The organism is Alistipes sp. DJF_B185 (assembly GCF_964250025.1).
In the GTDB taxonomy this organism is placed as follows: domain Bacteria; phylum Bacteroidota; class Bacteroidia; order Bacteroidales; family Rikenellaceae; genus Alistipes; species Alistipes finegoldii.
The window spans coordinates 139412-154073 of the sequence record NZ_CAXUDY010000003.1; the positions used below are offsets into that span (position 1 = coordinate 139412).

Sequence of the window (14662 nt, forward strand, 5' to 3'; positions counted from 1 at the left end):
TTCCGGATCGGGATTTTCCGGATCGGGATTTTCCGGATCGGGATTTTCCGGATCGGGATTTTCCGGATCGGGATTTTCGGGGTCGGGATTCTCCGGATCAGGGTTTTCAGGATCCGGCTTTTCCGGTTCGCTCAGGCTTACGGATATCTCGATCCGGGCGACGGGGTAGGAGGTCGTGTAGAAGACGTCCGAATCGTCGCCGCAGGCCGTGAGTGCGGCTGCGAGAAGCAGCGCTGTCAGTATTTTCAGTTTTCCCATAGTCCGTATATCGCTAAAGTCCCAAATCTTGGTCGATCAGCACCACCAGCACGCGCTTGTCCGGCCAGCAGCGCAGCATCTCCATGCGGGTGTTGCATACCCGGTCGGGCGAATTGCAGTCCGAACATACGCCGGTCTTGGCGCAGGGCGTGCGGAATCCGGGGTGGCGCGCTATGTTTTGCGGCGCCGCGATCGTGCGGATGCGCTCTTCGGCCTCGTCCCGGTTTGCGACGATCTTGTTGCGTCCCGCCACGATAATCACCTTGCGAGGCCCGAACGCCACGGGAGCGATGCGGTTTCCCACCTTGTCGAGCCAGTGGAGCGTGCCTTCTGCCGTCACGGCGTTCACGCCCGTGATGAAGAGGTCAGACATCAGCGCCTGCCTGCGTATTTCGAGCCGCTGCGGGTACGTCATCGCGGGGTCGAATCCGTCCAGCAGCCTGTACCTTCCGTCGCCGCGCAGCCATTCGATGACGCCCGTGGCGCGCATGCTCATCGAATCTCCGAACGATACCGTTTCCGGCCGTTCGGTCTCGACGGCGGCCTTTATTACGGCGAAAGCTTCGTCCGTGTCCCGGACCGTCTCAACCTCGAAATGGTGCCGCCGCAAGGCATCTGCGCAATTTGTTATTTTCATCTTATTTTATGAAAAACCGGTATATGTCGTTGCCGTTGGCGTACAGCAGCAGAAGCAGGATGATAAACAGCCCCACGTACTGCGCGCCCTCCAGTATCTTGTCGCTCACCTTGCGGCCCGTAATCATCTCCCAGAACGTGAAGATGGCGTGCCCGCCGTCGAGTCCCGGTATCGGCAGAATGTTCATCACGGCGAGGATGATCGACAGAAACGCCGTCTTCATCCAGAAATCCTCCCAGTTCCAGTCTCCGGGGAAGATGCTGCCGATGGCGATGAAGCCGCCCAACTCCTCGTACATCTTGGTCTTGGGCTGTACGATCATCTTCAGTTGTTCCCAGTAGGACGACATCACCTTGCCCGCCTTGCTGATTCCTGCCGGAATCGCCTGCCAGAAGGTGTATTTCTGCGTCCGGAGCTTGTAGGGATTGAGCGCCGTCACGCCCAGTCTTCCCTCGTCCGACACCGGAACGACCAGCTCCAGCAGCATGTCGCCTTCGCGTTTGACGGTCAGCGTCACATCCTCTCCCGCATGGGCCTTCAGGTACTCCCTGTAAGCGGGGTATTCCAGCCCCTGTGCATCGTTTATCGCCACGATCTCGTCGCCGCGCCTGAGCGCCGACGCCGTTTCGTACACCGCGCTGTCGATCAGGAACGGCATGCGGAGCGCCAGCAAGTCTTCGTAACCTTTGTTCTGGCGCATTTCGATCAGCTCGCCCAGCGGCAGTGTCAGCTCGACCTGCCGGCCCTCGCGTTCCACCACCACGCGGCGTTCGCCTTCGGTGATAATCAGCGCATTGACGATCTTGTTCACGTTGTCCACCGCCTCGCCGTCGATCGAAACGATCCTGTCGCCGTCTTGGAATCCGAGCTTGCGGCCCGCTTCGTTGAAGGTGTATCCCCAGCGCGCATCTTCGTTCGAGAAGTAGTTGTCACCCCACGTGTAGCAGATTCCGATGTAGATGAAGATGGCCAGCAGAACGTTCATCACCACGCCGGCTATCATCACCAGAAAACGCTGCCATGCGGGTTTGGTGCGGAATTCGTCGGGCTTGGGGGGCAGTTTCATCTGCTCCTTGTCCATCGACTCGTCGATCATGCCGGCGATCTTGCAGTATCCGCCCAGCGGCAGCCAGCCCAGCCCGTATTCGGTGTCGCCGCGCTTGAACTTGAAGAGCGAAAACCACGGGTCGAAGAAGATATAGAACTTGTCGACGCGGATTTTGAAGACCCGCGCCATGAGGAAGTGTCCCAGTTCGTGAATGCCCACCAGAATGGTGAAGCAGAGGAAAAATTGAATGATCTTGATGATAATATCCATGTCCGTGTTTTGGTTACAAGGCTAAAAATTCCGCGGCCAGCCGGCGTGCTTCGCCGTCCGCCGCCGCATAGTCCGCGAGGGTGGGGGCCGCAGCGAACGATGCGCGATTGAGCGCATGTTCGATGGCGCGCACGATGTCGAGCCATGCGCACCTGCCGCCGAGGAACGCCGCGACGGCCACTTCGTTGGCGCCGTTCATCGTGCAGGCCGCCGTGCCGCGCCGCCGCAGACAGTCGTAGGCGATGTCCAGCGCCGGGTATTTCACCCGGTCCACCTCGGCGAATGTCAGCTGCGGATGCTTCAGGAAGTCGAACCGCTCGCCGGGACGGTTCGCCCGTCGGGGGTACATCAGCGCGAGGCTGATCGGCATGCGCATGTCGGGCGTTCCGAGCTGGGCCTTGATCGCCCCGTCCTCGAATTCGACCATCGAATGGATGATCGACTGCGGATGCAGCACCACCGAGATTTTCTCGGCCGGCGTGCCGAACAGCCAGTGGGCTTCGATCACCTCGAAACCCTTGTTGACCAGCGTCGAGGAGTCGATCGTGATCTTCGCGCCCATCTCCCACTGGGGATGGCGCAGCGCCTGCTCGGCCGTCACTCCGGCCAGCTCTTCGCGCTTCAGGTCACGCAGCGCGCCGCCGCTGCAGGTGATTATCAGCCGCCGCACGGGGGACTGTTCGCCCGCCAGACACTGGAAAATCGCCGAGTGCTCCGAGTCGATCGGCAGGATCGGCGCACGCTTTTCGGCCGCCAGCCGCATCACGTATTCGCCGCCCACGACGAGCGATTCCTTGTTCGCCAGCGCGAGTTTCTTGCCCGCTCCGAGCGCGGCCACCGTGGGCGCCAGCCCCGCGTAGCCGACCAGCGCATTGACTGCTACGTCGGTGTCGCCGCCCGCCGCGACCTGCGCCACGGCCTCCTCTCCGGCGTAAACCTTGACGTCGGTGTCCTCCAGCGCGTCGCGCAGCCGGGTGTAATATCGTTTGTCGGCGATGACCGCCGTGTCTGCGTCGAATTCCCGCGCCTGCGCCGCCAGCCGCTGCCAGTTGCTGTTGGCCGTCAGCACGCGCACTTCGAAAAAATCGGGGTTCTCGCGTACGATGTCGAGCGTCTGCACGCCGATCGAACCGGTCGAACCCAGTATTGCCAATCGTTGTTTCATGCGGATCTATTGGAAGACGATATATCCTTCGGGATCGACGGGCTTGCCGTTGTTCCAGAGTTCGAATTCGAAGAGTCTCACCTCGCCCTGCTCGGCTTCGGCGTTGTAGCCGATCAGCTCGCCCGCGCGGATGGTCTGCCCTTTGGTCACCAGCGACTGCGAGAGTCCCTTGTAGACCGACAGCAGATTCCCGGCGTGCTGCAGTTCGACCATGTAGCCCGTTTCGGGGGTCCAGAGGCTCAGCACCACCGTGCCGTTGTCCACGGCCGCTATGCGGTCGCTGGCCGCCGCCGCAATACGTATGCCGAAGTTGCCGTTGCGGATGTCGAACCGGTCGGTGATGATGCCTTCGACGGGCGTCGCCAGCTCGATCGCTTCACGCACCGAGCGCCGCGAGCCGCCGCTGCGGCCCGTGACGGCGTACTCGCCGTCGCCCTCCATCTGCGCCCTGAGCACCGAATCTTCGGGCGAGGGCATCACCAGCACCTTCGTGGCCCGCGTGCTGTCCGAATTGGCGAGCACCCGCGCCACGGGCGTCTTGCCCTCCATGATCAGGACTATGTTCTGGTTGTAGGTGAGCATGTCGTTCATCATGCGCTCCATCGAGTCCAGCCGGATGATGTTCTGTACCAGACTTTCGCGCGAGCGGTCGGCTTCGGTGCGGTAGCCCGGCAGGAATTCCAGTACGGGGCTGTACGCCACCAGCGTGAGGATGAGGATAAAGAGCAGCAGTGCGAATGAAACGAATGCTGCGAAGATGCTGGCCGGCGAGAGGTGCATGTGCCACTCTTCGCTGTTGTCCGTAGCGTTGAGCATGTTGAAGCGGCGTTTGCGGAAAAAGCTGCGCTGCCATGCCCGTATGTTCTTTAAAAATTTCATCAAACCATTGCAATTATCCATGCAAAGATAACCAATTTCATAGAAAACCTTTGCGGAACGCGGTGAATTTTTTAACTTTGTAATCGTTTTGATTTTAACGCCAAAAACAGATAAAAAGTATGGTAAAACCTACATTACTGGTCCTCGCCGCAGGCATGGGTTCGCGCTACGGCTCGCTCAAGCAGATGGACGGGGTCGGCCCCAATAACGAGGCCATTATCGATTATTCGGTTTACGACGCGATCCGCGCCGGTTTCGGCAAGGTCGTATTCGTCATTCGCCACTCCTTCGAGAAGGAGTTCCGCGAGGTCTTTTCGGCCGAGCGTTTCGGCGGCCGCATCGCCGTCGAGTTCGTCTTTCAGGAGTTGGACTATCTGCCCGAAGGCGCTTCGGTTCCCGAAGGCCGCGTCAAGCCGTGGGGCACGAACCATGCCGTGATGATGGCTGCCGACGCCGTGCACGAGCCGTTCGCCGTCATCAACGCCGACGACTTCTACGGCGCCGAAGCCTACCAGACCATCGGCGACTACCTTTCGCAGCTCGGTGACAGCAAAAACCGCTACTGCATGGTCGCTTACGATCTGAACCGGACCCTTTCGGACAACGGCACCGTATCGCGCGGCGTCTGCGGCGTGGATGCCGACGGCAACCTGACGTCGATGGTCGAGCGTACGCAGATCGAGCGCATGCCCGACGGCCGAATCCTCTTCCACGACGGCGGCGCCGACGAAGAGCTTGCCGAGGATACCCCCGTTTCGATGAACCTCTTCGGCTTCACGCCCGACTTCTTCGCCTATTCGAAGGAGTATTTCAAGACGTGGCTCGCCGAGAACCGCGAGAACCTCAAATCGGAGTTCTACATCCCGACGATGGTCAACAAACTCATCGGCGAGGGCGCGGCGTCCCTGCGCGTGCTCCGTTCGGCGGCCCAGTGGCACGGCGTCACCTACAAGGAGGACAAACCCGCGCTGATGGCCTCGATCGAGAAGATGATCGCCGAGGGCAAATACCCCCGCAATCTCTGGGCTTAGTTCCCGGCGTTATAATAAGGGGCGGCCCGAAAGCCGCCCCTTATCTTTTGTCCCGCATTGTCCTATTGTTTTCCGACGTCTTTTCGGCTGCCTGTCCCTGTTGTCTTTGTCTGCGGTTGTCTTGCCGTTTTTTCTGCCGCTTTCCGTCTGCCGCTTCTCGTCTGCTGTTTCTTTCGCAGCTGTTATCCCGCCGCCTTTTCCGGCGCCATTCCGTCCGGGCAGGACCTTCCGTACCTTTCATCCGTTCCGCAAAATAAAAAAACAGGACTCCGAAAAGTCCTGTTTTTATCTTTGGTTAACAACTGTTGGGAACCTGTTGCGCAGCCGTCGAACAACCTGCGGCCGGCCGGTCAGTCCAGAAATCCCTCCCGTACCAGCTGCTCCCGGATCTTGGTCCAGTCCGCCACCGGCCGTTTCACGCCGTCCACGAACCGGATCGGACAGCCCAAGTTGCTGTCGTCGATATAGAGGTCCGCATGAATCTTCGGCGACGAAGTCCAGCGCTGCTGCGACGGGTTTTCGTTGATGGCGTAGAGCGGGATTTCCCGGTCCCTGAACCACTTGACTGCCTTGTCGAGCAGTGCGCCCGAACGCATCGTGTAGAGTATCAGCCGGCATCCGTTGTCGGTGAGTTCTTTGAGTACGGCAACCGCGCCTGCATCGTCCCCGATTTCGGGGTAGGCGTGCGTTACCACCGTGCCGTCGAAATCCACGGCGATCAATGCATTGTGTATAGCCATATTATTTCTTTACTTTACGTGCGAGTTTGCTGAAGAAAAGTTTGATCCGCTTGCGGTAGCTTACCTCCTGATGGTCGTCGCCATAGCCGTATCCGTAACCGTATCCATACCCGTAACCATAGCCGTATCCGTACCCGTAGCCATGGCGGCGTGTGCGTGTGCCGTTGAGCACGATGCACATGTTATGGAACTTCTTCTCGCGGTAGAGCCGTTCGATGTCGGGCAGCTGACGGCGGTCGAGCACGCCTTCGCGCACGATATAGATACAGAGGTCGGCCAGACGGTCCGTAATCACCGCATCGGCTACCGACATGGCCGGTGTGCTGTCAATGAATACGAAGTCGTAACGCTCCTTCAGCTGCTCTACCAGCTTGTCGAGCCGGTTCGAGAGCAGCATCTCGGTGGGGTTGGGCGGCTGTATGCCGGCGCAGATCACGTCGAGGTTCTCGTGGAAGCCCATGTTCGTCACCAGCTGGTCGATGTCGGTGATCGTTCCGGCCAGATAACCGGACATGCCGTTCTTGCTGTTGCTGCGTCCCAAGTGCGTCGTGAGCGCGTGACGGCGCAGGTCGAGGTCTATCAGCACGACCCGTTTGCCCGCCATGGCCAGCGTCATTGCCAGATTCATCGCCACGAACGTCTTGCCCGCATGGGGGTCCGACGAGGTGAAGAGCACGCACTTGATCTCCTTGCCCGACGAGACGTTCATGAACGTCATGTTCGAGCGCAGGATGCGGAACGCCTCCGACAGCGCGTCGCGTCCGGTTTCCCGGACCACCACGCCGCCCTTGTTGTCCCCTTCGAGGAAGGGTATGTCGCCGAGGAACGGTGCGCTGAGGTTCTCCTCCACGTCCTTGCGGCCGCGGATGGTCGTGTCGAGCATGCCGATCAGGTAGAGTATGCCGAACGGAATGGCCAGACCTGCCAGCAGGCTGATGCCGAGGATGATCGTCGAGCGGGGCGATACGGGGCGCGCGCTTCCGTACGCCATGTCGATCGTGCGCGAGTTGCTCTCGGCCACGGCGTAGTTGAGCTGCGTCTCCTCCTGCTTGTTGAGCAGGTAGAGGAACAGCTCCTCCTTGATTTTCTGCTGACGCATGATGTCGAGCATGACCTTCTCCTGCGAAGGCATGGTCGAGATGCGGCGGTTGACCTGCGCCTCCTCCTTGCGCATGGTTTCGAGCTGTATCTCCAGCGTCGAAATGTGCGAGTTGAGCGAGGCGATGATCGAGCGGCGCACGGCGGCCAGCCCGTTGTCTAGGTCCTGAATGACCGGACTGCGCTCCGAGCTGTTTTCCAGCAGCTTCTCGCGGCGCAGGATGGCCTCGTTGTATTCCGATATCTGCGCGACGATGCCGTTGTTGGTCATCGAGGCCACCATCGGGATCAGGTCGCCCGCATGCGACGGGTCGTTGAGGTATTCGCGGATGAAGTCGGCGACGCTTATCTGATTCTCGATCGTCAGGCTTTCGGCCTTGTAGCGCGTGCTCTCGGTGATGGTGCGGGTCGCCTCCGAGGTGATGTCGATCATCTTGTTGCTCTTCTTGATGTCCTCGATGTCGCGGTCCACGTCTCCCAGCTCGCGGCCGATTACCTGCATGCGCTCCTTGATGAAGTCGGCCGTCACCACCGACAGCTGGCGCTTGTCGGCGATGGCGTCTTCCTCATAGACGGCGATCAGCGTGTTGATCACGTCCTCGGCGCGGCGCGGCACCGAATTGTTCATCGAGATCGTCACGATCGAGGCCTGCTTGTTGGCCACGTCGCTCTTCACGGCGGCGCGGTAGGCGTTGGTCGTCGCCGCGAGCGAATTCTTGATTACGGTGATGGGTTTTTTCAGATAGGTCGAGTCCATGAACAGGGTCTTGTGCACGACCACCTGCCCGACGGGCGTGGCGACCGTATCGCCGTATTCGGCCAGAATGACCCGCTTGGTCTCCTGCCGCGTCACGAACTTGTCCTCGAAGTCCGTCAGCTCGATCTTGCCGTTTCTGAGCGGGGTGACCTCCAGCGAAAGCTTCTGCTTGGAGTTGTCGTTGATGAAATCGACTTCGATCGGCGAACGGCCGTACAGGTCCGCCGTGCGCAGCCCTTCCCGCACCGAGTAGTTGACCGTCAGGTGGAGGCGCTTGACCACCTCCGACATCAGCCGGTGCGACTGGAGGATATAGACCTCGTTGTCTACGTTGCGGCGGTTCTGGAATCCCACCAGATCGCTGAACGCGCCCAGATCCGTGTCGCCGCCCTTGCGGCTGTCCTTCACGAGGATGGTCGCCGTCCGGCTGTATATTTTCGGGGTGCTTGCCAGATAGTAATAGGCCGTTCCCAGACAGATGATCGCCGAGAGCGCGAACCAGTACCAGTTGGCCAGAACCATCTGAATCAGGTCGTGGAGCGTGATGCCGTTCGTGTTTTCGGACTCTTCGTTCAGCAGATGCGGATTGATGTTCTGTTCTGTCATGGCCGGTCTTATTTGGTCAGGGTTATGATGAGCGTCGCCACGGAAATTGCCGTACCCACGAGCGAAAGGTAGAAGTTTCGGTTCTGGCTGATTTCACCGGTCTGCGCCTTGTATTTGTTGGGTTTGACGTAGATCACGTCGTTCTGCTGGATGTAGAACGCGGGGGAGTTGAACAGCTCCTTCGACGTGAGGTCGAGGTACTCGATGGTGCGCACGCCGTCCACTTCGCGGGCCACAGCCACGTCGGTGCGGATACCGTAGATCGTCAGGTCGCCGGCCATGGCCAGCGCGTCGAAGATCGAGAGTTTGTCGCGCGTGACGTCGTAGTGTCCCGGACGTGCCACCTCGCCGATTACCGAAATCTTCATGTCCGCGAACTGCACGTTTACCGTCGGGTCGTTGATATACCCGCCCTCGACGATCTTGTCGGCTATGGCCTGCGCCAGTTCGCTCCGGGTTTTGCCCTTGCACTCGATCTTTCCGATCACGGGCATTTCGAGCTGTCCGTTTTCATCCACCGTGCGGATTTGCAGCGACTGGTTGGTGGCGCTTCCGTAATTGGTCGCTCCGGTCAGGGAGCTCAGCGACGACGACGAGTTGAACGGCACGGCCAGTTCGGGGTCCTTGCTGTTGACGACGATCGTCAGCCTGTCGAGGGGCTTGATGCGTATCTGGCCGTTTTCTGCGATCTGTTCGGGCGTGAACGGCTGGGCATCCTGCAGGTACCATGCACGCTTTTGCGAGGCGCATGACGTGACGAGTAGAGCCGTCAGTATGACCGGCATAAGGAGACGTAAATGTTTCATATTTGATTAAGGCGTTTTTATAATCGTGCGCAAAGGTAAGAATTTTCCATGAAATAAATGCGCCCTGCGTCAGCTATTTCCGTCGAATTATGGCTGTTTTTGGTCCGGGCGGAGCGTTTGTCCGGAAAAAAACGTACATTTGACACCCCGAAAACCGATTTATTCAAGCTATGGAAATGTTACATCCCGAATGGAGTTATCAGGCCGTGCTCTATGAAATGAACGTGCGCCAGCTGACGGCCGAAGGCACGCTGCGCGCCGCGGCCGCGAAACTGGGCTTCCTGCGCGACATGGGCATCGACGCCGTGTGGCTGATGCCCGTCTATCCGATCGGCGTCGAGGGGCGCAAAGGCTCGCTCGGCTCCTATTATTCGGTCCGCGACTATTGTGCGGTCGATCCCTGTCTGGGGACGATGGAAGATTTCGACGCCTTCGTCGCCGAGGCGCACCGGCTGGGTATGAAGGTGCTGCTGGACTGGATCGCCAACCATACGGCGCGCGACGCCCGCTGGGTGACCGAAAAGCCCGCTTCGTGGTACGAGCGCGACGCTTCGGGAGCGCCCGCCGTGCCTTGGGACTGGACCGACACGGCCAAACTCAACTATGCCGAACGCGAAGTGTGGCGCGCGCAGGGCGACGCCATGGAGTTCTGGGTCCGCGAACACGGCGTGGACGGCTTCCGCTGCGACATGGCGATGCTGGTTCCGATCGAATTCTGGAACGAGACGGCGCAACGCCTGCGGCGGGTGAAGCCCGATCTGTTCATGCTGGCCGAAGCCGAGGAGACCTACCTTTTCGACGGGGGAGCCTTCGACGCCTGCTATGCGTGGGAGATGCACCACCTGATGAACGACGTGGCGCAGCAAAGGGTCCGCGTCACGTCGCTGCGCGACTACATCTATGCCGACCGCCGGCGCTATCCCCGTTCGGCCATGCGGCTGGCCTTCACCTCCAACCACGACGAGAATTCGTGGAACGGCTCGGAGTTCGCCCGCATGGGCGCCGCCCGCGAGATCATGGCCGTCTTCACCTTCGTCGTGCCGCGCGGCCTGCCGCTGATCTACACCGGTCAGGAGATCGGCTACGACCATTCGTTCGCCTTCTTCGACCGCGACCCGCTTCCCGCCTACGGATCCAATCCCTTTTCGGAGTTCTACCGCCGTCTGACGGCGCTGCGGCACGCCAATCCGGCGCTCGCATCGGGCGAACGGGGCGGCGAGATGATCGAGATACGCAACAACGCCGAGGACTGCCTGATGATTGCGGTCCGCGAGGCGGAGGGCAACTGCGTCGTCGCGGTCATGAACCTCTCGCCCTATGCGATCCATGCCGATTACTATACGGGCATCTACGCCGGCATGTATACCGACGCCATGACGGGCCGTCCCGGCGAACTCCGCGGCCACGTCGAGGAGGATATGGCGCCGTGGAGCTACCGCATCCTGACCCGCTGACGCTTCTGCGCCGCCGAAAAAAGACCGCCGCACGACAGGGCGGCCTTTTTTTTGCATTTTGTCCGGTAACTTCCTGCCGGAATCCGTTCCGGTTCCGGAATATTTGCTATTTTTGCCGATGAATATGAGATGCTTTATCATTCTTTGCCTGCTGCTCTTTGCGAGCCTTGCGGCGCAGGCCCGGAGCTACCGCGCCGAGGATATCCCCAATGTCCAGCGCGCCGACCGTACGCGCTACGTGTCGAATCCCGACGGTATCCTTTCGCCCGGCGCCGTAGCGCGTATCGACTCGGTCTGCGGGGCGCTCCGCGACCGGGCGATTGCTCAGGTGGCCGTGGTGGCCGTGGACGACATTGCGGGCGGCGACGTCTTCGATTTCGCCGTCGATCTCTTTACGCAGTGGGGCGTGGGGCGCGCCGAGAACGACAACGGGCTGGGCATCCTGCTGGTCAGGGACCGGCGTGAAATCCGCTTCGTCACGGGCGGAGGGCTCGAAGGCGTGCTTCCCGACGCCGTCTGCAAGCGGATTCAGCTGAAATACATGCTGCCCGCCTTCCGCGAGGGCGACTACAGCCGCGGCATGGTCGCGGGCGTCGAAGCCGCGGCGCAGCTGCTCGAAGGCAGCGAACTGGATCTGGGCGGTACGGATACCGCGGACGGGGAGCTTCCGTCGTGGGCCGTCTTCCTGATCGTCGTCGGATTCGTCGTCCTGCCGCTGGGCGTCGTCATGCTCGGCTATTATGCCCGCAAACGCTGCCCGAAGTGCCACAAACCGACGCTTCGGCAGCAGTCGAACCGTATTTTGCAGGTGACTCCCAGCTACCGGCTGGTCGAGTACACCTACGTCTGCTCCAACTGCGGGGCCGTGGTGAAGCGGCGGGCCAAAAATCTGCGCGACGACAATTTCGGCGGTGGCGGCGGGACGATCATCGGCGGCTTCGGCGGTTTCGGCGGTTTCGGCGGCGGATCGCGCGGCGGCTTCGGCGGCGGTTTCGGCGGCGGGTCGTTCGGGGGCGGAGGCGCCGGATCGCGCTGGTAGGGGCGGATGTCCGTTCGCCGGTCCGGAGACCGCCGGTTCGGCCGTCCGGTCGTCCGTCGGTCCGGGAAACCGCCGGTTCGTTGGTTCTCCGGTCCGGCAGCTCGCTTGCTCGGTTGGCCGCCGGTTCGTTGGTTCTCCGGTCCGGCAGCTCGCTTGCTCGGTTGGCCGCCGGTTGGTTTGTTCTGCAGACCGGTAGTTCCGCCGTCCGGTCGTCCGGCTGTCCGATAGTCCGTCGGCTGTCTTCACCCGTAATTCCGGCCGCGTGCGGCGATTCTTTTCGCCGGGGGCTCAGGGAGGACCGATTTGAGATTCGTGAGTGACGCCGAAGGCGGCTGCAGCGGCCGAAGGCGGAAAGATATGACTGAAAATTGTGTATTAAAAATAAAAAATTGTCGATTATGAAAAAATGGATTTGGATTGGAGTCGCCGCCCTCGTGGTGATCTTCTTCTATGCAACGTACAACGGATTCGTCAACAAGGAAGAGGGCGTTAAGACCGCATGGGCCAACGTCGAGACGCAGTATCAGCGCCGTGCCGACCTGATTCCCAATTTGGTGAATACGGTCAAGGGCTATGCGGCCCACGAGACGCAGACCTTTACCGAGGTGACCGAAGCCCGCGCCAAAGCCACCTCGATCAACTTGTCGGCCGACGACCTGACGCCCGAAAAGCTGGCCGAGTTCCAGCAGGCGCAGGCGCAGGTGCGCTCGGCGCTGGGCCGCCTGATTGCCGTGTCGGAGAGCTATCCCGACCTGAAGGCCAATCAGAACTTCCTCGAACTGCAGGCGCAGCTCGAAGGCACCGAAAACCGTATTTCGGTGGCCCGCAAGCAGTTCAACGAAGTGGCCCGGACCTATAACGTCTCCGTGCGCCGCTTCCCGGCCAACCTCGTCGCCAAAATGTTCGGTTTCGAGCAGAAGCCCTACTTCGAGTCGGCCGAAGGCTCCGAAGCCGCGCCGCAGGTACAGTTCTAAAGGAAATGGCGAACGCTAAGTCGCGCGGCTGCGTGCTGGGTGCCGTGGCCGCCGCCAGTTACGGATTGAATCCGCTCTTCACGTTGCCCCTCTACGAGGCGGGCATGGGAGTGGATTCGGTGCTTTTCTACCGTTATCTGCTGGCTGCGGCGATGCTGGGCGCGTTGATGCTCGTCCGGCGGCAGTCGTTCGCCGTGCGCCGCCGCGACCTTGTGCCGCTGGCGGTCATGGGACTGCTCTTTTCTTTCTCGTCGCTCTTCCTGTTCGAGAGCTACAACCACATGGACGCGGGCATCGCTTCGACCATCCTGTTCCTCTATCCCGTGCTGGTCGCGGTCATCATGGCCGTCGGTTTCCACGAGAAAGTGAGCCGGATCACCATGCTCTCGATCCTGCTGGCCTTCACCGGCATCGCCATGCTCTACAAAGGCGGCGGTGAGCCGCTCTCCTTTCTCGGCGTCGCGCTGGTTTTTCTCTCGTCGCTCTGCTATGCGGTCTACATCGTGGGCGTCAACCGCTCGTCGCTGCGCGGCCTGCCGACCGAGAAACTCACCTTTTACGCTCTGCTGTTCGGCCTGAGCGTCTATGTCGTGCGCCTGCGCTTCTGCGCCGACCTGCAGGCGATCCCCACGCCCGGACTCTGGATCAACGCCGTCTCGCTGGCGCTCTTCCCGACGATCGTGTCGCTGGTGACGATGGCCGCCGCCATCCGCGCCATCGGCTCTACGCCCACGGCGATTCTCGGTGCGCTGGAACCCCTTACGGCCCTCTTTTTCGGCGTCGTGGTCTTCGGCGAACGGCTCACGCCGCGCATCGTGCTGGGCGTGGTGTTGATTTTGGTCGCCGTGACGCTCATCATCGCCGGTCGGTCGCTGCACATTCCTTTCCCGCACCTGCGGTTCCGCCGGGCGCGGTAGGGTGGTATCGTGTTGGATATAAGGGGATGCGGCGGGAAGCTACATCCCTTTTTTTATGCCCGCTTTAATCAGCAGGACGTTTACCGGCAGTGCTGCCAGGAACCCGCATGCCATGGCGATTTGCATCATAAACCAGAATACGAACGAAGTGCGGGGAAGCGGCATGCCCCCGTTGAGTCCGAAAATTGCGACCGCCATCCAGCCGTACATGCCCGCCTGCCATGCCGTGAGCGACAGTATGTCGGCTTTAGCCGCCCGCCGCAGGGCCGTGCCGCGTCCGAGTGTCCGTTCCATGCCCCGGATCGCCGCATACTGGAACCCGATGCCGAAAACCAGCGCCAGTATGTAGTCCGCGATCCACGCCCCGGCCAGCAGGCTCCCGCCGACGGCGATCGGAACGAAATACATAAACCATTCCCCGACCAGATCGGCCAGCGTACATCCCGCTCCGCAATGAAGCGTGGACAACACCGCCGACTCCCATTTCGGCCGCCCCGGCATCTCCGCTTCCGCCATGTTCCTCATGCCGGGCATAGCCATACCCGGCATACCTGCCGTTTCACCCATATTTTCCATGCCTGCCGTACTGCTCATTTTCCGCATGCCGTCAGCCCCGGCTTCTGCCGCTCTTGCTCCCGTTTCCGCTTCGGCTCGTGTTTCTGCTCCTGTTTCCGGCTTCGTCCCCGTTTTCCGGCCGCCGTTATGCTCTTCGAGGTCGCAGTGCCGCGGCCGGCCGAAGGTGAAATAGGCCCATAGCCCGATGACGCTGGCCCACAGGCCGGTGAGAATCCACACGCTGTTCATAATACGCATCGGCTGTCTGCACGAGTGCAGGTCGGCCGCGATAATCAGCGCCGAGACGATGCCGCCCACGACGAATATCTCGGCCAGATAACTGAAATGCTGCATAGCAGGAAGTTTTTCCCGCCATGCAGCAATTTATGTACCGTATCCGCTTGTATTCAGCGGTTTTTGATCCGCTC

General features: G+C 60.7%; 13 protein-coding genes and 1 pseudogene. 5 read left to right on the forward strand and 9 right to left on the reverse strand.

Translation table 11 applies throughout. The features are described from left to right. The 5 genes and pseudogenes from ACESTR_RS05745 to ACESTR_RS05765 form a co-directional block, all read right to left on the reverse strand. Positions 1-258: pseudogene (locus tag ACESTR_RS05745) on the reverse strand (hypothetical protein); the annotation flags it as partial. Positions 259-271: 13 nt separating this feature from the next. Beyond that, positions 272-895, reverse strand: coding sequence for a lactate utilization protein (locus ACESTR_RS05750; RefSeq protein ID WP_009596599.1), 624 nt, complete (start codon positions 893-895; stop codon positions 272-274). Position 896: 1 nt separating this feature from the next. Beyond that, the gene (rseP, locus tag ACESTR_RS05755; protein WP_009596564.1) at positions 897-2213 is read right to left on the reverse strand and encodes an RIP metalloprotease RseP; all 1317 of its coding nucleotides are present in this window, start codon (positions 2211-2213) and stop codon (positions 897-899) included. Between the two features lie 13 nt (positions 2214-2226). Beyond that, complete coding sequence (gene dxr, locus ACESTR_RS05760; protein WP_014776287.1) at positions 2227-3378, reverse strand: 1-deoxy-D-xylulose-5-phosphate reductoisomerase; 1152 nt, start codon at positions 3376-3378, stop codon at positions 2227-2229. Between the two features lie 6 nt (positions 3379-3384). Then, positions 3385-4257 (reverse strand): murein hydrolase activator EnvC family protein, encoded by an 873-nt coding sequence (locus ACESTR_RS05765; RefSeq protein WP_279183380.1) that lies wholly within the window; start codon positions 4255-4257, stop codon positions 3385-3387. Positions 4258-4376: 119 nt separating this feature from the next. Between ACESTR_RS05765 and ACESTR_RS05770 the strand changes: the two genes are divergently transcribed. Continuing rightward, positions 4377-5288, forward strand: a complete 912-nt coding sequence (locus tag ACESTR_RS05770) for an NDP-sugar synthase (RefSeq protein WP_009596562.1) — start codon at positions 4377-4379, stop codon at positions 5286-5288. A 350-nt stretch (positions 5289-5638) separates the two neighbouring features. Here the strand turns inward: ACESTR_RS05770 and ACESTR_RS05775 are convergent, their stop codons facing one another. Genes ACESTR_RS05775 through ACESTR_RS05785 form a run of 3 tightly spaced genes read right to left on the reverse strand, consistent with a single transcriptional unit; the run spans position 5639 to position 9295 of the window. Further along, positions 5639-6028: a hypothetical protein gene (locus ACESTR_RS05775; RefSeq protein WP_009596573.1), complete on the reverse strand. Its 390-nt coding sequence runs from the start codon at positions 6026-6028 to the stop codon at positions 5639-5641. A 1-nt stretch (position 6029) separates the two neighbouring features. After that, positions 6030-8489 carry a GumC family protein gene (locus ACESTR_RS05780; protein WP_009596550.1) on the reverse strand — a complete coding sequence of 820 codons (2460 nt, stop codon included), beginning with the start codon at positions 8487-8489 and terminating at the stop codon, positions 6030-6032. Between the two features lie 8 nt (positions 8490-8497). Beyond that, positions 8498-9295 (reverse strand): polysaccharide biosynthesis/export family protein, encoded by a 798-nt coding sequence (locus tag ACESTR_RS05785; protein WP_039939626.1) that lies wholly within the window; start codon positions 9293-9295, stop codon positions 8498-8500. 170 nt (positions 9296-9465) lie between these two features. On the opposite strand from ACESTR_RS05785, the gene ACESTR_RS05790 reads away from it, so the two are divergent. From ACESTR_RS05790 to ACESTR_RS05805, 4 genes are all read left to right on the forward strand, one after another. After that, complete coding sequence (locus tag ACESTR_RS05790; RefSeq protein WP_009596567.1) at positions 9466-10749, forward strand: alpha-amylase family glycosyl hydrolase; 1284 nt, start codon at positions 9466-9468, stop codon at positions 10747-10749. Positions 10750-10873: 124 nt separating this feature from the next. Next, complete coding sequence (locus tag ACESTR_RS05795; RefSeq protein ID WP_039939648.1) at positions 10874-11788, forward strand: TPM domain-containing protein; 915 nt, start codon at positions 10874-10876, stop codon at positions 11786-11788. Between the two features lie 398 nt (positions 11789-12186). Then, on the forward strand, positions 12187-12762 hold the full coding sequence (locus ACESTR_RS05800) for a LemA family protein (protein ID WP_009596617.1): 576 nt from the start codon (positions 12187-12189) through the stop codon (positions 12760-12762). A 5-nt stretch (positions 12763-12767) separates the two neighbouring features. Beyond that, positions 12768-13679, forward strand: a complete 912-nt coding sequence (locus ACESTR_RS05805) for a DMT family transporter (protein WP_009596571.1) — start codon at positions 12768-12770, stop codon at positions 13677-13679. A 39-nt stretch (positions 13680-13718) separates the two neighbouring features. On the opposite strand, the gene ACESTR_RS05810 is transcribed toward ACESTR_RS05805, so the two are convergent. After that, positions 13719-14588, reverse strand: a complete 870-nt coding sequence (locus ACESTR_RS05810) for a DUF4396 domain-containing protein (protein ID WP_009596586.1) — start codon at positions 14586-14588, stop codon at positions 13719-13721. Between the last annotated feature and the right edge of the window lie 74 nt (positions 14589-14662).

What these genes read in the sequence shown, in the direction of transcription:
- ACESTR_RS05750 (WP_009596599.1), bottom strand. Translation starts at nt 895, where the DNA reads ATGAAAATAACAAATTGCGCAGATGCCTTGCGGCGGCACCATTTCGAG.
- rseP (WP_009596564.1), bottom strand. Translation starts at nt 2,213, where the DNA reads ATGGATATTATCATCAAGATCATTCAATTTTTCCTCTGCTTCACCATT.
- dxr (WP_014776287.1), bottom strand. Translation starts at nt 3,378, where the DNA reads ATGAAACAACGATTGGCAATACTGGGTTCGACCGGTTCGATCGGCGTG.
- ACESTR_RS05765 (WP_279183380.1), bottom strand. Translation starts at nt 4,257, where the DNA reads ATGAAATTTTTAAAGAACATACGGGCATGGCAGCGCAGCTTTTTCCGC.
- ACESTR_RS05770 (WP_009596562.1), top strand. Translation starts at nt 4,377, where the DNA reads ATGGTAAAACCTACATTACTGGTCCTCGCCGCAGGCATGGGTTCGCGC.
- ACESTR_RS05775 (WP_009596573.1), bottom strand. Translation starts at nt 6,028, where the DNA reads ATGGCTATACACAATGCATTGATCGCCGTGGATTTCGACGGCACGGTG.
- ACESTR_RS05780 (WP_009596550.1), bottom strand. Translation starts at nt 8,489, where the DNA reads ATGACAGAACAGAACATCAATCCGCATCTGCTGAACGAAGAGTCCGAA.
- ACESTR_RS05785 (WP_039939626.1), bottom strand. Translation starts at nt 9,295, where the DNA reads ATGAAACATTTACGTCTCCTTATGCCGGTCATACTGACGGCTCTACTC.
- ACESTR_RS05790 (WP_009596567.1), top strand. Translation starts at nt 9,466, where the DNA reads ATGGAAATGTTACATCCCGAATGGAGTTATCAGGCCGTGCTCTATGAA.
- ACESTR_RS05795 (WP_039939648.1), top strand. Translation starts at nt 10,874, where the DNA reads ATGAGATGCTTTATCATTCTTTGCCTGCTGCTCTTTGCGAGCCTTGCG.
- ACESTR_RS05800 (WP_009596617.1), top strand. Translation starts at nt 12,187, where the DNA reads ATGAAAAAATGGATTTGGATTGGAGTCGCCGCCCTCGTGGTGATCTTC.
- ACESTR_RS05805 (WP_009596571.1), top strand. Translation starts at nt 12,768, where the DNA reads ATGGCGAACGCTAAGTCGCGCGGCTGCGTGCTGGGTGCCGTGGCCGCC.
- ACESTR_RS05810 (WP_009596586.1), bottom strand. Translation starts at nt 14,588, where the DNA reads ATGCAGCATTTCAGTTATCTGGCCGAGATATTCGTCGTGGGCGGCATC.